Consider the following 20,650-nt stretch of genomic DNA (forward strand, 5'->3'; position numbering starts at 1 on the left):
CGCAAGACCGGACGAAACACAAGCTGATTGTTTCTAACGCCCCCCCTTCTTCCGCCGCTTCACATTCCCCCCGCGTTGCCCCGGCCGTCCTGCGGTTGACCGGCCTTCGGCCTTGCGGGCGTCTTCGACGGCCTGTTGCACCGCCGACTGACGGGTCATGGGGTCGTCGGACACCAGCAGGTCCACCTGTTCCAGGCGCTTGACCTCGTCGCGCAGGCGGGCGGCTTCTTCGAATTCCAGGTTCTCGGCGGCCTTGCGCATCTGGTCGCGCAATCCGTCCAAGTGGGCCATCAGGTTGGCACCGGCCATGGGTTTGTCGACCTTGGCGGTCACGCGGCTCATGTCGACGTCGCCCTTGTAGAGGCCCGCCAGCACGTCCTCGACGTTTTTCTTGACCGTTGCGGGGGTGATACCGTGTTCCTCGTTGTAGGCGATCTGCTTGGCGCGGCGGCGTTCGGTTTCGCCCAGGGCCCGCTCCATCGAGCCGGTGATGCGGTCGGCGTACATGATGACGCGGCCTTCGGCGTTGCGCGCGGCGCGGCCGATGGTCTGCACCAGCGAGGTCTCAGACCGCAGGAAGCCTTCCTTGTCGGCGTCCAGGATGGCCACCAGCCCGCATTCCGGGATGTCGAGCCCCTCGCGCAGCAGGTTGATCCCGATCAGCACGTCAAAGGCACCAAGGCGCAGATCGCGCAGGATCTCGATCCGCTCGATCGTGTCGATGTCGGAGTGCATGTAGCGGACCTTGATGCCCTGCTCGTGCAGATACTCGGTCAGATCCTCGGCCATGCGTTTGGTAAGCGTGGTGCAAAGCGTGCGCATGCCCCGCTGCGTCACCAGGCGGATTTCGTCCAGCAGGTCGTCGACCTGGGTGTCGACGGGGCGGATTTCGATCACCGGGTCCAGAAGACCGGTGGGGCGGATGACCTGTTCGGTGAAGACGCCGCCGGTCTGCTCCAACTCCCACGCCTGGGGCGTGGCGGAGACGAAGACGGATTGCGGGCGCATGGCGTCCCATTCCTCGAACTTCAGCGGGCGGTTGTCCATGCAGGACGGTAAGCGGAAGCCGTGTTCGGCAAGCGTCATCTTGCGGCGGAAGTCGCCCCGATACATGCCGCCGATCTGCGGCACCGAGACGTGGCTTTCGTCGGCAAAGACGATGGCGTTGTCGGGGATGTATTCGAAGAGCGTGGGGGGCGGTTCGCCCGGGGCGCGGCCGGTCAGGTAGCGGGAATAGTTTTCGATCCCGTTGCAGACGCCGGTGGCCTCCAACATCTCCAGGTCGAAATTGGTCCGCTGCTCCAACCGCTGCGCCTCCAGCAGTTTGCCCTCGCCTTGCAACTGCGCCAGGCGGACGGCGAGTTCGGCTTTGATGCCCTTGATGGCCTGCTGCATCGTCGGGCGGGGGGTCACGTAGTGGCTGTTGGCGTAGACGCGGATCTTGTCCATTTCGCCCTGTTTCGCCCCGGTCAGGGGGTCGAATTCCACGATGCTCTCCAACTCCTCGCCGAAAAAGGACAGCCGCCAGGCGCGGTCTTCCAGGTGGGCAGGCCAGATTTCCACGCTGTCGCCGCGCACCCGAAACGACCCGCGCGCAAAGGCCGCGTCATTGCGGCGGTATTGCTGCGCCACGAGATCGGCCATGACCTTACGCTGATCGTAGTCGTGGCCGACCAGCAGGTCCTGGGTCATCGCCCCATAGGTTTCGACCGACCCGATACCGTAGATACACGACACGGAGGCGACGATGATCACGTCATCACGTTCCAGGAGCGCCCGGGTCGCCGAGTGGCGCATCCGGTCGATCTGTTCGTTGATCTGGCTTTCCTTCTCGATGAAGGTGTCGGATCGGGCGACATAGGCTTCTGGCTGGTAGTAATCGTAGTAGCTGACGAAATATTCGACGGCGTTCTCGGGGAAGAAGCCTTTGAATTCGCCGTAAAGCTGCGCGGCCAGCGTCTTGTTCGGGGCCAGGATGATCGCCGGGCGCTGGGTCTCGGCGATGATCTTGGCCATCGTAAAGGTCTTGCCGGTGCCGGTCGCACCCAACAGGACCTGGTTCTGTTCGCCGTCCTGCACGCCTGCGACCAGTTCCTTGATGGCGGTCGGCTGATCGCCCGCCGGCTCAAAGTCTGTCTTCATCACAAGCCGAACGCCGCCTTCCATCTTGGGACGGGCGGCGGGGGCGCGGGATGTCATTGGAATGTCGAGGGCGTCGTCCATTGGTCTGTTCCTCGGCTTTGGCAGGGCCGACATGTTGAACCGATCTGACCGGAGTTCAAGGGCAACACCGCCGCCGCATGGCGCGCCATGCGCGCGGGCGCTTTCGCCAAAGGCCAAGAGGTCGCGCGCGTTTTGACCCATTGATGTCAGAATTGCCGTGAAGAAGCTGGACAGGCTGCACAGGGGACCGGGTATGAAATACGATTTGCTTCTCGCCGATATTCTGGCCCTGCTCCTTGGCGTGTTCGGGGTTTTGGCGCTGACCTCCTATTGCCTGTATATCAATTGGGGCGGGGCCATGGCCGGTGGGCGGGTGCATTTGTTTCTGGCACTTGCGGCCTTGATGGTCGCGATGACGGCCTTCTACTTGATCCCGCCACTGCACCAGAATGTGCTGCGGCGTACCCTGCCCTGGGCGACGCGTATCCCTTTCATCGGACTGAGCATCATTTGGTTGACGGTGTCTCTGTCCTACTTGCGGCAAGTGCCGGGTCTGCCGGAGGGACTGTTGTCGTCCTTGCAGGGGAATTACAGGTGGTTGGCGTTTCCCGTGCTGTCCATGTTCGCTTTGCTGATCTTTCCCCTCGGCCTCGGCTATCGAGAGCCTGCGCGCGAACGGCGGGCATCGGCCATCGTGGCAGACCCCGCGGGCCAGCAATACGCCACCGCCGCAGTCGTCCGCCAACGAGAGCAGATCCATGGCGGGGCGGTTCCCCATGTCGGGCGGACCGAGCGCGCGGAACCCAAGCGCAAGGCCAGCCCTATGAACGGGCTCCTATGGGGAGTCATCGTGCTGTTTGTCGGGTATATCGCTTATACGCATCTTATCGGGGCGGTGACCCAGACGCTGTTGCTTGATCAGATGCTTGTCAAATACAGCACGATTTCGATTGGGATTGGGTCCGTCGTCGTGTGGAGCTACCTGGCCACCCGCTGGCGGGTCACTGTTGATCGAAACCGTGCGCGATGGGGCCACGCTGCGCCCGTCGTGACGTTGCTGGCCGTTTTGGCGTGCGGGCCTTCTCTGGCGGTGTTTTTCTACGGTGGGGTCGCCTACAGCGCCTTTCCCTACACATGGAACCTGTTGACCGAAAACCCTCGTGGGGAACTGGTCTATTCCGTCATCCATGTCGACAAGCGCGGCAGGGGAAAGGGGTGCGTGACGCTGTCTTTCGGCGACTCGGACGCCCGAACAAAGGTCTGCGGTCTGGGACGCGATGTGGGGCAAAGCCTTGCGCCCGGCGATCGGCTTCTCGTCTCCGGAGAGTTGAGCCGGTTTGCCCATAGTTTCGAGGCCGTCCAGAAATTGCACTGATGCAGAGGCCTTGCGCGGCAAGGGCCCGTTCGGATAGCAAAGGCGCGTATACAAAAGACCGGAGGCCGCCATGCGCGCCCGTATCTACAAGCCTGCCCGCACGGCCATGTCCTCCGGCACGGCGAAGACTCACAACTGGGTTCTGGAATTCGTGCCCGAAACGCCGCGCTGGATCGACCCGCTGACCGGCTGGACCGGGTCCAAGGATACCCAGGCGCAGGTCAAGCTGCAGTTCGAGACCCAGGCCGAGGCCGAGGATTACGCCCGCGACAAGGGCATCGAGTTTGTCGTGCTGCGGCCCCAGTCGCGCAAGGCCAACGTCCGCCCCGGCGGTTATGGCGACAACTTCGCGACCAACCGGCGCGGCGTCTGGACCCACTGATCGGTCAGGTCGGGGCCTCTGCGGGGGCCGATCGACTGACGCGCATGGCGCCGCTGGCCCGCTGCAATCGGCGCGATGCGATGTCCACCAGCGCCGTCAACGCGCCCGACGCCAGCAACAGGACCAGCGCGCGGTCCAACCGCAGTTCCGCAATCGCCCCGTCCACGTAGAAGCCCAGCGTCGCCACACCCAGCAGGCCCATGGCTGCCGTGTCTCTCAGGATGATTTCCCAACGGTAAAGGCAAAGCGCGAGGAACCCCGCGAACTGCCTTGGCAACAGGTCCCACAGCCAATGGGTCAGGCCGCGCCCCGCGTCGCGGCGGACCGGCAGGGCGGCGGCCTCGCGCCCGCTCAGGTGACCGATGATCGCCCCGTTGTGCAGCGCCAGCGCCAGAATCGCAGGCAGCATCGAGGGGCCGAAGACCTGCAGGAACAGATAGGCCAGCATGTAGTCGGGCAGGCTGCGCAGCACCGTCAGGACCAGGTGCCCCAGCAGCGCCCCGCCGCGCCCCGTCACCCGCTGCACGATCAGCGCCGAAGACAGCAGCGCCACCGCCCCGGTCAGCACCAGCGCGATCTGCGCCACGATCAACGTGGCGACCATGCCGGGCAGCGCCTCGGCCATGATCAGGCGCGCGCCCCAGTCCCAAAGGGCCGGGCCGTCCCACCCCCCGCGGAGCGGCGCGGGCACCAGGTCTACGGTCAGGAACCGCCAGAGCGCGCCGGACCCCATCGGCGGCGTCTCCAGCCAGGCCAGCCAGCCCAGCGCCCCCGCCAGCCAGACGGGCACCAGCCGTCGCCGCATCCACAGTCGCATGCTGGCGATCATCGCGATGTAGCAGATCAACACCGCGCTGGCCGCGCCGTAGGCCCCGGTCTTGAAAAACCCGTCCAGCTGGAAGCCAAGCGTCGGCAGGCCGATGAACCCCAACACCGCGCTGGACCGGAGGCCGCATTCCAGCCGGTAGAGCGTGTAGCTGCCCATCAGGTGCCGGATCAGCGGGACTTCGGCAAAAAGATAGCGTGCGATCCGGCCCGTCCGGGGGCTCAAGACGCGGGCCGGGCCGGGATCGGTCTGGGCGATTTGATCGGCGAAGACGCGCGCGAAGATGCCCGCATAGGGCAGGGCGATGGCCAGAACGCCGGTCGTCACCCCGATGCCCAACGCCTGCATCAGGATCAGGGCCCAGAACAGCTCATGCACGGAGCGCAGGGCAATGGCCGCCCCGCGCACCAGCGCGCGGTCGTAGAACGGGGCCAGCATAAACCCCGCAACCGCCCCCAGCGCCACGCCCGCGATGGCAAAGGCGAGCGTGCCGGCAAGGGCAGCGCCGATCTGCTCGACGGCGGTGAAATCGGGCCGCAGCAGCCCCGCGCCCATACGCCCCAGCGCGGCCCAGGGATCGTGCCCGGCCAGCGTCAGGTCCGCGAACGGCAGCAGAAGGATGGCGATGGCGACGAAGGCGCTGGCCACCCGCAGGCGGGATAGGCGCTCAGCCATAGAGCGCGGCCAGCATGGTATCGGTCACCGCCTCGGGCGGGGCGTCAAAGGCAACGCGCCCGCCTTTCAGGCCGATCAGGCGGGTGGCGATGCGCCGCGCCATTTCGGTGTCGTGCAGCGTCAGCAGCATGGTGGCAAAGCGGTCGCTCAGCAGGGTCAGCACCGTGTCCGCCCGCGCGGCATCCAGCGCGGAGACGGGTTCATCCGCCACCAGCACCCCGCCCCGGTCCAGTGCACGGGCGAGCGCCACGCGCTGTCGTTGGCCGCCGGACAGCGCGCCGACGGGCCGGTCCGGCAGATCCCCCAGCCCCAGGTCGGCCAGATGCGCCGTGATCCGTGCCCGGTCGGCTGCGCGGGGGCGGACGAAGCTGCGGATGTTGCGCAGCGTTCCGTGATCGTCCAGCCGCCCCATCAGAACGTTGCGCAGGACCGAAAGCTGCGGCACCAGGCCCAGATCCTGTGGCACCAGCGCGACCCGTTCGTCTGCCGCCGTCAGCCCGTCGAAGGCGGCGTTCAAAAGCGTCGTCTTGCCCGCCCCGCTGCGCCCCAGCAGCACCACCCGGTCGCCGGGGGCAAGCGTCAGGCTCACCTCCGACAGGACGGAGGCCGAGCCGTAGCCGAGTGTCTGACGGTCGAGGCGCAGCAGCAAGGCGCTACTCGATCAGGTCGAGCGCGCGGGCCGTGTCCTCGATCGGCTGGTAGTCGGCGTTTTCCGCCGGAATGAAGCCGGACCGGGGAAAGGCAGCCAGGATTTCTGGATCATCGAGCGCCAGCAAGGCCGCCTGCACCCGGTCGGCGAACCCTTCGCCAAACCGCGCGTCCACGTCGCCCCGGATCGTCCAGTTGTAATCGGGGTAGGGCGGCGTCTTCCACAGCAGCGTGGTGTCGGCCACTTCGGGCGCACCGTCGGCCACGGCCCGGTCATAGACGGCGTAGTTCAGCGCGCCGACCTCCCAGGCACCCGAGGCGACAAGGCGCAGGGTCTGGCTGTGGTCGCCGGAAAACCCCACGCGTGCGAACAGATCGTCGGGCGACTGCCCGGTTTCTTCGCGGATCCAGTAATCGGGCATCAACCGCCCGGAGGTCGAGGTCCGCGCCCCAAAGGTAAACGTCCGGCCCGCCAGGTCCGGGAACGTCTCGGCCGGGGTCAGGCCGGTCGCCGCGTTGGCGATGAAATAGGTCACGAAGGTCTGATCCTCGGTGCCCTGCGCAATCGCGCGGGCGCCCGGCGTGGCCAGACGCGCCTGCACGCCGGTCAGCCCGCCAAACCAGGCCAACTGCACCTGATCGTTGCGAAAGGCGGTGATGGCGGCGGGGTAGGATTTGACCGGAACGAACTGCACATCGACGCCCAGCGCGCGCTCCAGGTAGGTCTCCACCTTGCCGAAACGGGTGACCAGGGCGGTCTCGTCCTGGTCGGGAATGGCGGAGAAATAGAGCGTCTGCGCCGAGGCCATGCTCCCGACAAACGTCATCCAGAGCAGAAGGCAAAAGCGGATCATCGGGGAACCTCATCAAAGCATGTCGCGCCGGGCCCTAGCATTGCGGCCCGGCGAGGACACCCCCGATCCGACGTGCCCCCCATTCAGCCAGGCAGGGACGGGTAATCGGTGTAGCCTTTCTCATCGCCGCCGAAAAATGTGTCGGCGTCCGGGGCATTCAGGTGCGCGCCCTGGCGCAACCGCTCCGGCAGGTCGGGGTTGGCCAGAAAATCCCGGCCGAAGGCCACGGCATCCACCTTGCCCGCCGCGACCCGCGCAGCCGCGCGGGCCCCGTCATAGCCACCGTTGGCGATGTAGGTCCCGGAGTAGAGACCGCGCATCCGGTCCATCATCTCGACGTGTTCAACCGGCCAGTCGGTATCCCGCTGCACCTCGACCACGTGCAGATAGGCCAAATCTCGCGTGTCCAGCATCCGGTAGACGGCCCCAAAGGTCGCCTCCGGGTCGCTGTCGGACATCTCGTTGCCATGCGACAGCGGGGACAGGCGCACGCCCACACGACCGGAGGGCCAGTGCGCTACGCAGGCGTCCAGCACCTCTTCCAGCAGGCGCATCCGGTTTTCCACCGGGCCGCCATAGGCGTCTGTCCGGTCGTTGACCCCATCGCGCAGGAATTGATCCAGCAGATAGCCATTGGCGGCATGCACCTCGACCCCATCGAACCCTGCACGCCGCGCGTAGTCGGCGGCATGGCCGAAATCGGCCACGGTCTGCGCGATCCCTTCCGTGGTCAGGGCAACGGGCTGGGACACAGGTTCGAACCCGGCGGCGGTAAAGGTGCGTGCCTCGGCACGGCGATTGGTCGGCGAAACGGGCTGCGTCCCCTCGGGCAGCAAGGAGACATGGCTGATCCGTCCGACATGCCACAATTGGCAGAAGATCCGGCCCCCGCCCGCGTGCACGGCGTCGGTGATGCGTTTCCAGGCTGCGACGTGATCCTCGGTATAGATGCCGGGCGTATCCAGATACCCCTTGCCCAGTGCCGATACCTGCGTCCCCTCCGACACGATCAACCCGGCCGAGGCGCGCTGTCGGTAGTAGGTTTCAGCCATCGCCTTGGGCGTGCCATCGCCCTGGGCGCGGTCGCGCGTCAGGGGGGCCATGAACACGCGGTTGGGACAGCTGAGACTGCCGATCTCGATCGGCGAGAAAAGGGGGGAGATATCGGTCATGAAGTACTCGATCTGGTGGGTATCCCAAGTACTTAGGAAGTTCCGCCGCCCGTTGCACCCCCGCGGGCGTGTTCAGATGGCTTTACTCCGGTCGCGCGGGCGGGCATTCATCGCCAGAGGTCCCTTGGGGCCGTGCGGGCCCTTAGCTCAGCTGGATAGAGCAGCCGACTTCTAATCGGCAGGTCGAGGGTTCGAATCCTTCAGGGCCCGCCACCGCACCCCTCAGACCCGCCAGCGCAGCACCCGCCGCTCCACCCAGCCGATCACCGCGCTGACGGCGATGCCCAGTACCGACAGGATGACGACCCCTGCGAACAGCCGCTCCAGGTCGTAAAGCGATCCGGCCTCCAGGATGTAGGCACCGATGCCGTGGGTCGCGCCCAGCATTTCGGCCGCGACCAGCAGGATGATGGCGATGGCCAGCCCGATGCGCAGCCCCGACAGGATGCCCGGCATCGCCCCGGGCAGGACGATCTTGCGCACGATCGACCCCCAGGACAGGCCGAAGCTTTGGCCCATGCGGATCAGGGTGCGATCCACATTGTCCACCGCGCCGTAGGTGGCGACCACCATGGGGGTGAAGGTGCCAAAGGCGATCAGGGCGTATTTCGACCCCTCTCCGATCCCGAACCAGATCACGAAGAGCGGCAGCAGGGCGATCTTTGGCACCGGGAACAGTGCCGCGACCACCGGCACCAGCCCGGCGCGGACCAATCCGAACAACCCGATCAGGGTGCCGACCCCGATCCCGGCAACCGTGCCCAGGGCCGCGCCCACGGCAAACCGACTGAGCGAGGGCAACAGGTGATCCCACAGCGCCCCGGTGACATAAAGCTGCCGGAACGTGTCCGCGACCTCTGACGGCAACGGCAGGGTCAGGCGCGACATCCACCCCTGGCGCAAGGCGATCTCCACAAAGGCGATCAGAACCACGAAGACGACGAGGCCCGCCCAACGGTTGCCCGTAATGCGGAACCCGCCACCGCGATAGGGGACGGGGCGTGCGGGGGCGGCCTCGGCACGCGGCTTGATATCGACGCTTTCGGTCATGGGGCCCCTCGTGGGTGGGGCGCGGGGCCCTGTCTTCCTCTGGCCATAAATACCTCCGTCGGAGACGCGGGCGTGCGGGGCTCGATGCCCCGCGCGTGCGCCGCTCCGGGCGGGCCGCCAGGGGCGGCGCGCATCCCTCGGGGCAGGCACACCCTATCCATCCAGCAGTTCCGCATCCGCCGCGCGGGCTTCGTCCCGCATCAGGCCCCAGAGGTGCGACTGCACCTCTTCCATGGCCCCGCGCCCGCTCAGGGGGGCATCGATTTCCACAACTTCGCGGATCTGACCGGGCCTGCGCGACAGCACCACGACACGATGGCCCAGGCGCACTGCTTCTGCCAGGTTGTGGGTGACGTAGACGGCGGTGAACCGCTCCCGCTCCCACAGGCCGATCAGGTCGTCCATCAACAGCTCCCGCGTTTGCGCGTCCAGCGCGCTGAGAGGTTCGTCCATCAGCATGACCGCGGGATCGACGGCCAGGGCGCGGGCGATGGCCACCCGCTGCTTCATCCCGCCCGACAATTGCCGGGGCAGGGCTTCGGTGAAATCGCTCAGCCGGGTGCGGGCCAGCACGTCGGCGATGCGGGCGGCGCGGTCGGGGATGTCGTGATCCTCCAGGACCAGCGACACGTTGCCCGCCACCGTCCGCCAGGGCAGCAGGGCAAAGTCCTGAAACACATAGGTCAGCGGGTTCAGCGACCCGGGCGGCGGTGCGCCCAGCTGCAGGACCTGCCCGCCCGAGGGCCGCTCCAACCCGCCGATCATCCGCAGCAGGGTGGACTTGCCGCAGCCCGAAGGCCCGACGATGCAGACGATGCGCCCCGCTGGAATGTCCAGCGAGACGTCGCGCAGCACCTCCGTGTCGCCATAGCTGTGCGACAGGCCCCGAACCGAAAGCTCCATCCTAGCTGCCGATCATCTCGGTGAACGACGGGTCGATGATCTGGTCGAGCGAGATGCCCGCGTCGATCAGTCCCTCGGACTGGAACCACTCCAACTGGTCGCGGATCGAGCCGACGTTGAGCGCCGCGCCTTCGTTGATCCGCATGGTGCCGTTGATGATCGAGGGGGCGGCCCGCTCCCGCTCCCGGTCGGTGTAGACGTATTTGTGGATCAGATCGACCATGGCGTCGACGCCCGCGTCGCCACCTGCGCGGTCGATCATGGTGCTGTTGTAGTCGGTGATGGCGGGCTTGAACGCCTCGAGGAAGGCATTCGTCTTGGGCCGGTCGCCCGCGTTCGCCGCCGAGGTGAAAACCGTAGTGACCTGGTAGTCGGGCAGGTAGTCGGCGACCGATCCGATCATGTGCACCTCTGGCCCCGCCGCGACGGGCTTGGCGATATGGGGCACGATGGACCAGGCGTCGATCTGCCCCGTCTTCAGCGCCCCGATGATCGCGCCCACGGCCTGCAGCGGCACAAAGGTCATGTTCGCGCCCTCGGCGGCGGCGATCTTGCTGCCCATGTAGTGAAACGACGATCCTGCCGTGGTCATGCCGAAACGCTTGCCGTCCAGGGCTGCCGGGCTGGTCACACCCGCCTGATAGGCCGCATCGGATGCCAGGATCTTCTGCCCGTCGATCCCCGGCTCTTCGCTCAGGCCGCCGCCGATCACCTTGATTGCGCCCTTTTCGGCCAGGTTCACGAGGCCCCCGGACATCGCCGTCATCGCATAGTCGACATCGCCGGATGCGATCGCCACGGCCATCGGCTGCGCGGCCTGAAAGAACTCCAGCTCCACGTCCAGCCCGGCCTCGGCAAAGAGCCCCTTTTCCAGCGCGATGAAGCTGGGGCTGTGCGAGGTGAAGCGCAGCGCGCCGACCTTGAGTTTGGTGCCCTGTGCGATTGCGGGTGCGGCGAGCGCGGTGGTGGCCGCAGCCCCCATCAGCGCGAGGGTGTGGCGGCGTGTGATGGTCATCGGTCTCTCCTCCCAAAGATCGGGAGGAGTGGAGGGGACAGGCGCGACGCTGTCAACGCGATAGCCGCCTTTTCGCCCGCAGACGGACCCGGCAACGTTTTGAGGGACACAGGCCCTCACTTGGGCTAGCGTTTGCGGCATTATGGGATTGGCCTGGGGGGCTGACATGGCAATTTTCACCGTAACGACCGCTGCCGATACGACTGATGAGACGGACGGCGATCTGTCGCTGCGCGAGGCATTGACCGCCGCGCGCGGAGCCGCGGGCGCGGATATCATCCGGTTCGCGCAGGGCCTCCGAGAGATCGAGCTGTCTTCACGCCTGTTTATCTACAGGGACGAAGGTCTGACGATTGACGGCGACACCAATGGTGACAATTTCGCCGACATCTCTCTTACTTTTCTCGGAGAGAGGTCATCCTCTGTGATCCTGTTCCGACAAGGCAGCGCGGATGAATTTGCCGCCCCGGCCCCGATTGCCCTGCAAGATATCCGGCTAGACGGTGTTCAACGGAACGTCGCCACCGCTAGCTCTTCCGGGCCGGCCGCTGCGGGAGAGGACGGACGCGACGCGTTCGACAGTGGCCGGATCGTTGCCGCCTTCGAGATCAGGGCCCCCATTGTCCTGGACGGAGTGACGATTTCAAACGTCACCACACCGTCGGTGCGCGAACGGTTCGAGGGCCAGGCGGGCGGTGCGGGAATCAATGGTGGCGACGGGGCGGATGGCCGCAGCGGCAGCATTGATGGTGGCCGGGGCACTGCCGGTGGCCCCGGCGGCGCGGGTGGCGCGGGCGGCGACAGCAGCACGATCGCGATGTTCTATTCGACGGGCTCGGTCACGCTGCGGAACGTCGTGATGGACGGGACCTCGGTTCTTAACGGTTCGGACGGAGGTCCCGGCGGCGCGGGCGGCGCAGGGGGCGATGGTGGCGACGGCGGCGACGGCGCTGGCAGCTTTGCCCGTGGTGGCGACGGCGGACGCGGCGGCAACGCCGGGGATGGCGGCGATGGTGGCACCGGCGGCAAGGGCGGCGACGTCGTCCAGGGGATCTTTCTGGGGAGCGGCGGCACGATCACCGAAGCCATGGGCGTGATCATCGCGGAGAACGAAGCCTCCGCGGCCGGTGCTGGTGGGGCCGGTGGTGCCGGCGGGGCCGCGGGCGGCCGTGGAAGTGGCGGCACCGGTGCCGGCAACCTGTTCAACGGGGGCGATAATGGCGCGCGCGGCTCGGCCGGATCCTCGGGCGACCCCGGTGCGACCGGTCCTGCCGGGCGTCTTCTTACAGGGGTGCGGGCCCTGGACGGGACCGTGACGTTGAGCGATACGCCTGATTTCATTGTCTATACGCGCGACCGCGCCGAGACGGTCAACGAAGGTGGCAGCATCAGCTTTTCCGTCATTCGCGGGGGGGACACCGGGGCGAACTTCACCCTCGATTGGCAGGTCGGTGGCGCAGGCATCACGGCAGGCGATTTCGAGGGCGGGTTGACCGGCCAGCTGGAATTCACGGCGGGCGGGCCTGACCTGCGCACTGTCACCTTGAACCTGGCGGATGATGGCCGTGTGGAGGGTGACGAGAGCTTCGATTTCTTCATCGGCAACATCACCTTTACCTCGGCGACCGATCTGGTCGGTGGCTTTGGCGACCAGTCGGAAACCACGATGATCATCGACGGGCCAGGCCGGATAATCGGCAACAACCAGGCGAACCGGCTGCTGGGCGGCCCTCTCGGCGACCGGATCGAGGGGTTGAACGGGCCTGACACGCTGAACGGGTTCGGCGGCGATGACACCATTCTCGGCGGGCGCAATGAACAGGATCGGGGTGATCTGATCTTTGGCGGCGACGGAAACGACAGCATCGACGGCGGCCATGGCAACGACCGCATCTTTGGCCAGGCCGGAAATGATACGTTGATCGGCGGCTTTGGCGCGGATCAGTTGCAGGGCCAGGAAGGCGACGATCAGATCAGCGGGGGCGCGCTGGGCGACGAGATCTTTGGCGGCGATGGCATGGATTTCATCAACGGCGGTTTCGGATTTGACCGTGTGAACGGTGGAAATGGCGCAGACAGCTTCTACCACCTGGGCGTGCGAAACCACGGGTCCGATTGGATTCAGGATTTCGACAGCGAAGAGGGCGACAAGCTGGTCTTCGGCAACGCCGCGGTCCGGGCGTCCGATTTCCAGGTGAACTACGCGACCACGGCCGGTGCCGGGGCCGCCGGCGCGCAGGAGGCCTTTGTGATCTATCGTCCCGACGGACGGATCATTTGGGCGCTTGTGGATGGCGGCGCGGAGCGGTCGATAGACATCCAGATCGGCGGTCAGACCTTTGACCTGCTCGCGTAGCGCGGGCGTCGGTCAGCGTTTCTGAAACCCCTGATCGACGCCTTTGCAGGATGTGACACGGCAGAAAGCCGTGGGGTCCGGCGGCCAGGCCGCCGGACACGGTCTTAGCCAGCGGCGCGGGACTGGCGCTTGCGCTCGTGCGGGTCGAGGAAGCGTTTGCGCAGGCGGATCGAGTTCGGCGTGACCTCGACCAGTTCATCGTTGTCGATATAGGCGATGGCCTGTTCCAGCGACATCTTGACCGGCGTGGTCAGGCGCACCGCCTCGTCGGTGCCCGAGGCGCGCACGTTGGTCAGCTGCTTGCCCTTCAGGGGGTTGATCTCCAGGTCGTTCTCGCGGGAATGCTCGCCCAGGATCATGCCCTGATAGACCTGCTCCTGCGCGCCGATGAAGAACTTCCCGCGATCTTCCAGTTTCCACAGGGCGTAGGCCACCGAGACACCGTCTTCCATGGAGATGAGAACACCCGCACGACGGCCCGGAATCGCACCCTTGTAGGGGGCCCATTCCTGGAACACGCGGTTCATCACGCCGGTGCCGCGCGTGTCTGTCAGGAATTCGCCGTGATAGCCGATCAGGCCTCGCGACGGGACATGGGCGATGATCCGGGTCTTGCCCGCGCCCGCCTGCTTCATCTCGACCAGGTCACCCTTGCGGGCCCCGGTGATCTTTTCGATCACCGCGCCGGAGTATTCGTCGTCCACGTCGATGGTGACTTCCTCGACCGGCTCATGCTGCTGCCCGTCGATGTCCTGGAACAGGACCTGCGGCCGCGAAATCGACAGCTCGAAGCCCTCGCGGCGCATGTTTTCGATCAACACGCCCATCTGCAATTCGCCCCGGCCCGCGACCTCGAATGCCTCGCCGCCGGGCGTATCGGTGATCTTGATGGCGACGTTGGTTTCCGCCTCTTTCATCAGGCGGTCACGGATGACGCGGGACTGCACCTTTTTGCCGTCGCGACCGGCCAGGGGCGAATCGTTGATGCCAAAGGTGACGGTGATGGTCGGCGGGTCGATGGGCTGCGCGGGCAGCGGCACGTCGATCGAGGTATCGGCCAGGGTATCGGCCACGGTGGCCTTGGACATGCCCGCGATGGACACGATGTCGCCCGCCTCGGCCAGGTCGATCGGCTGCTGGTTCAACCCGCGGAAGGCCAGGATCTTGGTGGCGCGGAACTGCTCGATCTTGTTGCCCTCACGCGACAACGCGTGGATCGTCTGACCCGCCTTCAGCGTGCCCGATTCGACCCGGCCCGTCAGGATGCGCCCGATGAACGGGTCGGCGCCCAGCGTGGTGGCCAGCATGCGGAACGGCTTGTCGCGGTCGGCGATCTGCTTGGGGGCGGGCACATGCTCGATCACCAGATCGAACAAGGCGGACAGATCCTTGCGCGGCCCCTCCAGCTCCATATCGGCCCAGCCGTTGCGGCCCGAAGCATACATCGACGGGAAATCCAGTTGATCGTCATCGGCGCCCAGGTTGGCGAACAGGTCGAAACATTCGTCCAGCGCGCGGTCCGGCTCCGCGTCCGGCTTGTCGACCTTGTTGAGCACGACGATGGGCCGCAGACCCAGGGCCAGCGCCTTGGAGGTCACGAATTTCGTTTGCGGCATCGGGCCTTCGGCGGCATCGACCAGCAGGACGACACCGTCGACCATGGACAGGATCCGTTCCACCTCGCCACCGAAATCGGCGTGGCCGGGGGTGTCGACGATGTTGATCCGGGTGCCCTTCCACTCGACGCTCGTGGCCTTGGCGAGGATGGTGATGCCCCGCTCCCGCTCCAGGTCGTTGCTGTCCATGGCGCGTTCGGTGGTCGCCTGGTTTTCCCGGTAGGTGCCGGATTGCTTGAGCAATTCATCGACAAGGGTCGTCTTGCCGTGGTCAACGTGTGCGATAATCGCAATATTGCGAAGGTCCATAGGTTCAGTCCTGAAACGAGGGGGCCGCGGGCGGGCGTTGGCGCGCGCCTACCGTGCATCCGCAGAAAAAGCCAGAGCCATGGCACATGGGGCCGCCCGGCGTGGCCGTCAAGACGCAGGCCTGTCGTCACGCGGCCCCTTTTCAGGCCGCGCGGCCCGTGCTTCTACTTGCGCCATGTTGCGTGTCCTCTGCTTTCTCGCCCTCACGTTCCCGGTCTCCGCGATGGAGTTCCCGGCCCCCGTCACCGACGCCGATTACCGGGCCACCGACCCGGATGTGGTGGCCTTGGGGCGGTTGCTGTTCTGGGATCCGATCCTGTCGGGCAATCGCAACATTTCCTGCGGGACCTGCCACCATCCGGATTTCGGCACCGGCGACGGGCTCAGCCTAGGCTTGGGCGAGGGCGGCACCGGGCTTGGCCCAGACCGCGTGGCCGACCCCAACAATCTGCCCGAGCAGCGTATCCCCCGCAACGCGCCCGGCCTTTGGAACCTGGGCGCGCGGGAATTCACCGTGCTGTTCCACGATGGCCGGATAGAGCAGACCGAGGACGGCCTGCGCACGCCCATGGGCCCCGAGATGGAGCAGGGCTTCGCCACGCTGTTGTCGGCGCAGACCATGTTCCCGGTGCTCTCGGCGGATGAAATGGCGGGTCACTACAGCGAGAACGAGATTTCCCGCGCCGTGCGCCAGGGCATCATTACCGGCGAAGGCGGGGCCTGGGACCTGCTGTCGGCGCGTGTCCGGGCCATCCCCGCCTACGCAGAGATGTTCGACACCGCGATGCCGGGCCGCGACATCACCTTCACCGCCATCTCCGATGCCATCGCCCAGTTCGTGGAGCATGAGTGGCGGTCCGACACCGCGCCCTTCGATGCCTGGCTGCGGGGCGAAGGCAGCTTGCATCCCAATGCCCTCGCGGGGATCGAATTGTTCTACGGCAGTGCGGGTTGCGCCGACTGCCACAGCGGCCCGTTTCAGACCGACCACGGGTTTCACGCGGTGGGCGCACCGCAGTTGGGTCCAGGCAAGGCCGCCCGCTTCGAGAGCCATGCCCGCGACGACGGGCGGATGCGGGTGACCGGGCGCGACAGCGACCGCTTTGCCTTCCGCACGCCGTCCCTGCGCAACGTTACCGAAACCGGCCCATGGGGGCACGCGGGCAGCCATTCCAACCTGCGCCGTTTTCTTGCGGATCATGCCGCGCCCAGATCCGGCCTGGCGACCTATCTGCGCGATGCCACGTTGTCGCCTATGGACACGGACGATTGGCGCATCCTGAACGACCCGACCGAGGTCACCGCCCTTTCGGCCTCAATCCAAGGCCCGGACCGGGTTCTTGCCGAGGGGGAAATCTCTGCCCTGATGGCGTTCCTGGAAACCCTGCGGGATGCGAACGCCCTGACGGGCCGCGCGGGTATTCCCGGTGCCGTCCCGTCCAGCCTTCCGATTGATCGCTAGGGGGCCTGGTGGGTCAATCGCCATGCTCTGTCGCTGGGTGTGAAATGCCCCCTGGGTGCGCGCAGGGCGGGGCCGGTGTCTGCCACCGGGTTGGCAGCATCCCGAACCTGACAGGATGCCCCGGACCGCCCGAGGACGGGGGTCCGGGGGGCGTCCCCCGGCCTCGCCCCTTGCGCGCGGGTTCGGGCGTGCGCCTGCCCTGTCGATGACCCGCTCCTCCGCGATACTCCTCGGATTTGGCGCTGTTCTGCTTTGCGCGCTGCTTGCGCTTTTCACCGCAGCCTCGGGTGCAGTGCCGCCGCTGCAGTTGCTGGCCATGGGTTTCTCGATCGGCGGGGCGGCCGGTCTGGCGGTCGGCGCGCGCCGCCGAGGGTGGCGGGCCTGGGCGCAACCCTGGCCGGTCTGGGCCGTCGGGGTTGGCGGGCTCTTTGGGTATCACCTGCTCTATGTTCCGGCCCTGCGCCGCGCCGACCCGGTGGAGGCCAGCCTGTCGCCTATCTCTGGCCGCTTCTGATCGTGCTGGGGGCCGCCCGTGTCTCGGGTCAGCGGCTGCGGTGGCATCACATCGCGGGGGCGTTTCTGGGGGCCGCTGGGGCGGCTCTGATCGTGACCGGGGGGCAGGGCCTCTCGCTCGATCCGGGGCAGGCACCGGGTTACGCGCTTGCCCTGTCGGCTGCCGTCTTCTGGGCGGGGTATTCGCTTTTGTCGCGCCGCCTTGCGCAGGTTCCAACCGATGCGGGCACCGGGTTTTGCCTTGTGAGCGGCGGGCTTGCGGCGCTCGCAGCATCTGCTGCTGGAGACGAGCTACGTTCCCAGCGGCTCGGAATGGCTGGCCATCGCGGGGTTGGGCCTTGGCCCGGTCGGTCTGGCGTTCTTTCTGTGGGACATTGGCATGAAGCGTGGCGACATCGCCGTACTGGGTGCCGCCAGCTACGCCGCGCCGCTCCTGTCCACGCTGGTGCTGGTCGCGGCGGGACTGGCCCGGCCTAGTTGGTCCCTGGCGCTGGCCTGTTTGCTGATTACCGGTGGCGCGGCGCTGGCCGCCCGCGACCTGTGGCATAGGGCCCCCTGAACCGCGGGATCAGGGCTGGCTCGTCCCAGCTTTCCAGCAACCTCGGGGGGATTGATCGCTCTCCTGCCCGCCCGGGCCTGACAGGTCCTAGCCGTGCGTCAGCGAAACGAAGACGTCCTCCAGGTCCGCCTCTTCGGTCCGCACATCGCGGATCGACACCCCGGCCCGATGCACCGCCGACAGCAGCTGATCGGCGGAAACCACGCTGCGCTTGTAGGTAAAGACCAGGGATCCATCGCTGCGGCGGGCCAGGTCGACCCTCTCCGGCAGGGCGATTTCGCCCACCTCCGCTTCGGGTGTGATGACCATGGTCTTGCCATCCAGCCGGTTGAGAAGATTGGACGTCTTGTCGCGGATCACCAGTTCGCCGTGGTTGACGATGGCAATCTCGTCGCACATTTCCTGCGCTTCTTCCAGGTAGTGGGTCGTCAGGATGATGGTCATCCCCCGCTCTTCGTTCAGCCGCCGCACGTTGCGCCAGAGCATCTGACGCAGCTCGATATCGACACCCGCCGTGGGTTCGTCCAGCACCAGGATCTGCGGGTGATGCACCAGCGCCTTGGCCAGCAAGAGCCGCCGCCGCATGCCCCCCGACAAGGTCCGCGCATAGGCATCCGCCTTGTCGGACAGCCCGACGAGTTCGAGGATCTCTGCCGTTCTGCGATCTGCTTTCGGCACGCCGTACAACCCGGCCTGCACCTCCAGCGCGCCGGCGGGCGAAAAGAACGGGTCGAGGTTCAGCTCCTGCGGCATGACGCCGATGGCGGCGCGGGACTGGCGCGGATTGATGTCCTGGTCAAATCCCCAGATCCGAACCTTTCCTTCGGTCTTGCGCACCAAACCGGCCAGAATGTTGATGGTGGTCGATTTTCCCGCGCCGTTCGGCCCCAGAAGGCCAAAGATGGACCCGACCGGGATCTCCAGGTCGAGGCCTTTCAATGCGTCTTTCGGGGGGGATTTACCGTCGCCACCATAGGTCTTGCGCAGGCCCTCGATCTCGATGGCGTTTGACATGGATGTGGGCCTCCTCGGTTGGGGGGTGACCTAGGTGGGGGCCGGGGGCAAGGCAACCCGCGCATCCGCAGTCCCGCCTGTGCGCGCCCTTGCGGCAGGGGCCGCGCTTGCGCCATAAGGCCCTGACACCGCGTTCATCCGAGGCCCGCCATGACGACCCCGTCCCCGCACGACACGCCCCCAGAGACCGAGACCGTCACCGCGCTGCGCGTTGCCTGCGACGGCGGCGAAGGCGCGCTTGGCCATCCGCGCGTCTGGCTGTCCATCGACCCCAAGGTCGGCCACGTCGATTGCGGCTATTGCGACAAGCGTTTCGTCCTGGAGGGCGACGGTCATTAGGGTTCTGCGCTGGGGACTGATGTTCCCCGCGCTGATTGCCCTTTGGTTCGGAACCGGCCTGGTCGGCGCCCTGTTGCCTGCCGCGGGCGAGGTGCCCGGCGACGATGTCGCCATTCGCCTGATCGGCACCGCAATCCACTATGACATCTTGTTGCCCGCCACGCCCGAGGCCCGCGCAAAGCTGGCATTCGCGGGGATGGCGGGCGTGCCCATCGATGCGCCGGGGGCGGAGTGGATCCTGGTGGGGTGGGGCGCACGTGATTTCTATACCGCCACGGGGACCTATGCGGACATGCGGCCCGGACCGGTCTGGCGGGCCGTGACGGGCGACCACTCCGTCCTGCGTGTCGAGGTTCTGGGTGCCCTCGACACTGCCGACCTGCCAGAGGTTCGTCTGTCCGCCGCGCAGTTCACCCGCCTGCTTGGGGCTGTGGCCGGCACCCGCAGCGGCCCTGTGGTGCCCGGTGCGGGATTTACGGCAACCGATGCCTTCTTCGAGGCCGACGGCCGGTTTCACCTGAACCGGACCTGCAACGTCTGGGTCGGAGAGATGCTGCGCGCGGCGGGCCTGCGGTTTGGCCGCTGGACACCGACGCCGCAGGCGGTGCGGTTGCACGGCTGACGTGACGCGACGGAATCCCTCTGGCGCAACAGGAACACGCCTTCGTCATCTGTCCGTTAAGGATTTTGTGCTATCTCAGGGGCATGGCTCACGATGGTGACTTCCTTGCGCCTTCGGGTACTGCGCGGACATACGACCGTGCCGAACGCCTGAGCGACGCGCTCATTCATCTGACGGGCCTTGTGCTTGCGCTGACGGCGGTGCCCGTTCTCATCACCCTGACCGCCATCTGGCGGGGCGATGCCGCGGGGATCGCCGCCGTGACGGTCTACGGCGTGACGTTGATCGCGATGCTGTCGGCTTCGCTGGCGTACAATCACATCTACCGCCCCGAATGGTCCGAGGTGCTGCGCCGCCTGGACCTGTCGGCCATCTACCTCAAGATTGCGGGCACCGTGACGCCCTTTGCCCTGCTTTCGGGCACCGGCGGCACCTTTGTCGCGATGATGTGGACGGCGGCTGTGATTGCGACGGTAACCGTTTTCCTGCGCAGGCGCCGGTCCAGCGCGGTCAGCGTGGGCATTGGCCTGGCAATGGGGTGGGCGGTTCTGGTCGCCGGGGGCGATGTCATCGCCACCACCAGTTGGCCGGTGTTCGGTCTGATGCTGGCGGGCGGTCTGCTGTATTCGCTGGGCACCCCGTTTCTGTTGTTGGAGAGGATGCGCTTTCACAACACGATCTGGCATGGCTTCGTCGTGGCGGCCTCGGTCGTCTATTTCGTGGCGATCACCTGGCACCTTGCGGCGACCAGCCTGGCCTGACGCCCCATTGCCGCGTGCCCCCGCCATGGGCTAAGC

General features: G+C 66.5%; 19 protein-coding genes and 1 tRNA gene. 10 read left to right on the plus strand and 10 right to left on the minus strand.

The features are described 5' to 3' along the window. Positions 1 to 33: 33 nt before the first annotated feature. On the minus strand, positions 34 to 2,223 hold the full coding sequence (gene uvrB / locus K3551_RS03895; protein WP_311199759.1) for an excinuclease ABC subunit UvrB: 2,190 nt from the start codon (positions 2,221 to 2,223) through the stop codon (positions 34 to 36). 157 nt (positions 2,224 to 2,380) lie between these two features. Here uvrB and K3551_RS03900 point away from each other — a divergent pair, with 157 nt between their 5' ends. Further along, positions 2,381 to 3,538, plus strand: a complete 1,158-nt coding sequence (locus K3551_RS03900) for a hypothetical protein (protein WP_259917854.1) — start codon at positions 2,381 to 2,383, stop codon at positions 3,536 to 3,538. 70 nt (positions 3,539 to 3,608) lie between these two features. Next, on the plus strand, positions 3,609 to 3,920 hold the full coding sequence (locus K3551_RS03905; protein WP_259917855.1) for an ETC complex I subunit: 312 nt from the start codon (positions 3,609 to 3,611) through the stop codon (positions 3,918 to 3,920). 4 nt (positions 3,921 to 3,924) lie between these two features. On the opposite strand, the gene K3551_RS03910 is transcribed toward K3551_RS03905, so the two are convergent. The 4 genes from K3551_RS03910 to K3551_RS03925 all read right to left on the minus strand — a co-directional run bounded on the left by K3551_RS03910 (position 3,925) and on the right by K3551_RS03925 (position 8,095). Next, entirely contained in the window at positions 3,925 to 5,421 is a 1,497-nt protein-coding gene (locus tag K3551_RS03910) for an ABC transporter permease (protein WP_259917859.1), read from the minus strand. Then, positions 5,414 to 6,070 (minus strand): ATP-binding cassette domain-containing protein, encoded by a 657-nt coding sequence (locus K3551_RS03915; RefSeq protein ID WP_311199760.1) that lies wholly within the window; start codon positions 6,068 to 6,070, stop codon positions 5,414 to 5,416. Before K3551_RS03915 ends, K3551_RS03910 begins: the two co-directional genes overlap by 8 nt. Before the next feature lie 4 nt (positions 6,071 to 6,074). Continuing rightward, positions 6,075 to 6,923, minus strand: a complete 849-nt coding sequence (locus K3551_RS03920; RefSeq protein WP_259917861.1) for a putative selenate ABC transporter substrate-binding protein — start codon at positions 6,921 to 6,923, stop codon at positions 6,075 to 6,077. Between the two features lie 83 nt (positions 6,924 to 7,006). Beyond that, entirely contained in the window at positions 7,007 to 8,095 is a 1,089-nt protein-coding gene (locus tag K3551_RS03925; protein ID WP_259917863.1) for an alkene reductase, read from the minus strand. A gap of 136 nt (positions 8,096 to 8,231) precedes the next feature. Between K3551_RS03925 and K3551_RS03930 the strand changes: the two genes are divergently transcribed. Beyond that, a tRNA-Arg gene (locus tag K3551_RS03930) sits at positions 8,232 to 8,308 on the plus strand. A gap of 9 nt (positions 8,309 to 8,317) precedes the next feature. Here K3551_RS03930 and K3551_RS03935 read toward each other — a convergent pair. From K3551_RS03935 to K3551_RS03945, 3 genes are all read right to left on the minus strand, one after another. Then, positions 8,318 to 9,145 (minus strand): ABC transporter permease, encoded by an 828-nt coding sequence (locus tag K3551_RS03935; protein ID WP_259917865.1) that lies wholly within the window; start codon positions 9,143 to 9,145, stop codon positions 8,318 to 8,320. Between the two features lie 153 nt (positions 9,146 to 9,298). Beyond that, positions 9,299 to 10,048, minus strand: coding sequence for an ABC transporter ATP-binding protein (locus K3551_RS03940; protein ID WP_259917868.1), 750 nt, complete (start codon positions 10,046 to 10,048; stop codon positions 9,299 to 9,301). 1 nt (position 10,049) lies between these two features. After that, positions 10,050 to 11,063: an ABC transporter substrate-binding protein gene (locus K3551_RS03945; protein ID WP_259917871.1), complete on the minus strand. Its 1,014-nt coding sequence runs from the start codon at positions 11,061 to 11,063 to the stop codon at positions 10,050 to 10,052. A 166-nt stretch (positions 11,064 to 11,229) separates the two neighbouring features. On the opposite strand from K3551_RS03945, the gene K3551_RS19905 reads away from it, so the two are divergent. Beyond that, positions 11,230 to 13,419, plus strand: coding sequence for a calcium-binding protein (locus tag K3551_RS19905; protein ID WP_311199761.1), 2,190 nt, complete (start codon positions 11,230 to 11,232; stop codon positions 13,417 to 13,419). A 104-nt stretch (positions 13,420 to 13,523) separates the two neighbouring features. Here the strand turns inward: K3551_RS19905 and typA are convergent, their stop codons facing one another. Then, positions 13,524 to 15,344, minus strand: coding sequence for a translational GTPase TypA (gene typA / locus K3551_RS03955; RefSeq protein ID WP_259917875.1), 1,821 nt, complete (start codon positions 15,342 to 15,344; stop codon positions 13,524 to 13,526). 223 nt (positions 15,345 to 15,567) lie between these two features. Between typA and K3551_RS03960 the strand changes: the two genes are divergently transcribed. From K3551_RS03960 to K3551_RS19915, 3 genes are all read left to right on the plus strand, one after another. Further along, a complete protein-coding gene (locus K3551_RS03960; RefSeq protein WP_311199762.1) occupies positions 15,568 to 16,806 on the plus strand; it encodes a cytochrome c peroxidase in 1,239 nt (412 codons plus the stop codon). 205 nt (positions 16,807 to 17,011) lie between these two features. Further along, entirely contained in the window at positions 17,012 to 17,320 is a 309-nt protein-coding gene (locus K3551_RS19910; RefSeq protein WP_311199763.1) for a hypothetical protein, read from the plus strand. A 255-nt stretch (positions 17,321 to 17,575) separates the two neighbouring features. Further along, on the plus strand, positions 17,576 to 17,878 hold the full coding sequence (locus tag K3551_RS19915) for an EamA family transporter (RefSeq protein ID WP_311199764.1): 303 nt from the start codon (positions 17,576 to 17,578) through the stop codon (positions 17,876 to 17,878). An 87-nt stretch (positions 17,879 to 17,965) separates the two neighbouring features. Here K3551_RS19915 and K3551_RS03970 read toward each other — a convergent pair whose 3' ends face one another. After that, positions 17,966 to 18,892: an ABC transporter ATP-binding protein gene (locus K3551_RS03970; protein ID WP_259917877.1), complete on the minus strand. Its 927-nt coding sequence runs from the start codon at positions 18,890 to 18,892 to the stop codon at positions 17,966 to 17,968. A gap of 150 nt (positions 18,893 to 19,042) precedes the next feature. On the opposite strand from K3551_RS03970, the gene K3551_RS03975 reads away from it, so the two are divergent. The 3 genes from K3551_RS03975 (at position 19,043) to trhA (ending at position 20,614) form a co-directional block, all read left to right on the plus strand. Then, a complete protein-coding gene (locus K3551_RS03975) occupies positions 19,043 to 19,231 on the plus strand; it encodes a zinc-finger domain-containing protein (protein WP_259917880.1) in 189 nt (62 codons plus the stop codon). A 19-nt stretch (positions 19,232 to 19,250) separates the two neighbouring features. After that, the gene (locus K3551_RS03980) at positions 19,251 to 19,853 is read left to right on the plus strand and encodes a DUF2459 domain-containing protein (protein ID WP_259917882.1); all 603 of its coding nucleotides are present in this window, start codon (positions 19,251 to 19,253) and stop codon (positions 19,851 to 19,853) included. A gap of 83 nt (positions 19,854 to 19,936) precedes the next feature. Beyond that, positions 19,937 to 20,614, plus strand: coding sequence for a PAQR family membrane homeostasis protein TrhA (trhA, locus tag K3551_RS03985; RefSeq protein ID WP_259917885.1), 678 nt, complete (start codon positions 19,937 to 19,939; stop codon positions 20,612 to 20,614). Positions 20,615 to 20,650 lie beyond the last annotated feature (36 nt).

The sequence above is a fragment of the Jannaschia sp. M317 genome (genome assembly GCF_025141175.1).
In the GTDB taxonomy this organism is placed as follows: Bacteria; Pseudomonadota; Alphaproteobacteria; order Rhodobacterales; family Rhodobacteraceae; genus Jannaschia.

Excerpts from the sequence above, each read along its gene's own strand:
- K3551_RS03910 (WP_259917859.1), bottom strand. The coding sequence starts at position 5,421 with ATGGCTGAGCGCCTATCCCGCCTGCGGGTGGCCAGCGCCTTCGTCGCC.
- K3551_RS03975 (WP_259917880.1), top strand. The coding sequence starts at position 19,043 with ATGACGACCCCGTCCCCGCACGACACGCCCCCAGAGACCGAGACCGTC.
- K3551_RS03935 (WP_259917865.1), bottom strand. The coding sequence starts at position 9,145 with ATGACCGAAAGCGTCGATATCAAGCCGCGTGCCGAGGCCGCCCCCGCA.
- K3551_RS03905 (WP_259917855.1), top strand. The coding sequence starts at position 3,609 with ATGCGCGCCCGTATCTACAAGCCTGCCCGCACGGCCATGTCCTCCGGC.
- uvrB (WP_311199759.1), bottom strand. The coding sequence starts at position 2,223 with ATGGACGACGCCCTCGACATTCCAATGACATCCCGCGCCCCCGCCGCC.
- K3551_RS03940 (WP_259917868.1), bottom strand. The coding sequence starts at position 10,048 with ATGGAGCTTTCGGTTCGGGGCCTGTCGCACAGCTATGGCGACACGGAG.
- K3551_RS03970 (WP_259917877.1), bottom strand. The coding sequence starts at position 18,892 with ATGTCAAACGCCATCGAGATCGAGGGCCTGCGCAAGACCTATGGTGGC.
- K3551_RS03925 (WP_259917863.1), bottom strand. The coding sequence starts at position 8,095 with ATGACCGATATCTCCCCCCTTTTCTCGCCGATCGAGATCGGCAGTCTC.
- K3551_RS19905 (WP_311199761.1), top strand. The coding sequence starts at position 11,230 with ATGGCAATTTTCACCGTAACGACCGCTGCCGATACGACTGATGAGACG.
- K3551_RS03980 (WP_259917882.1), top strand. The coding sequence starts at position 19,251 with ATGTTCCCCGCGCTGATTGCCCTTTGGTTCGGAACCGGCCTGGTCGGC.
- trhA (WP_259917885.1), top strand. The coding sequence starts at position 19,937 with ATGGCTCACGATGGTGACTTCCTTGCGCCTTCGGGTACTGCGCGGACA.
- K3551_RS19910 (WP_311199763.1), top strand. The coding sequence starts at position 17,012 with ATGACCCGCTCCTCCGCGATACTCCTCGGATTTGGCGCTGTTCTGCTT.
- K3551_RS03960 (WP_311199762.1), top strand. The coding sequence starts at position 15,568 with ATGGAGTTCCCGGCCCCCGTCACCGACGCCGATTACCGGGCCACCGAC.
- K3551_RS03920 (WP_259917861.1), bottom strand. The coding sequence starts at position 6,923 with ATGATCCGCTTTTGCCTTCTGCTCTGGATGACGTTTGTCGGGAGCATG.
- K3551_RS03945 (WP_259917871.1), bottom strand. The coding sequence starts at position 11,063 with ATGACCATCACACGCCGCCACACCCTCGCGCTGATGGGGGCTGCGGCC.
- typA (WP_259917875.1), bottom strand. The coding sequence starts at position 15,344 with ATGGACCTTCGCAATATTGCGATTATCGCACACGTTGACCACGGCAAG.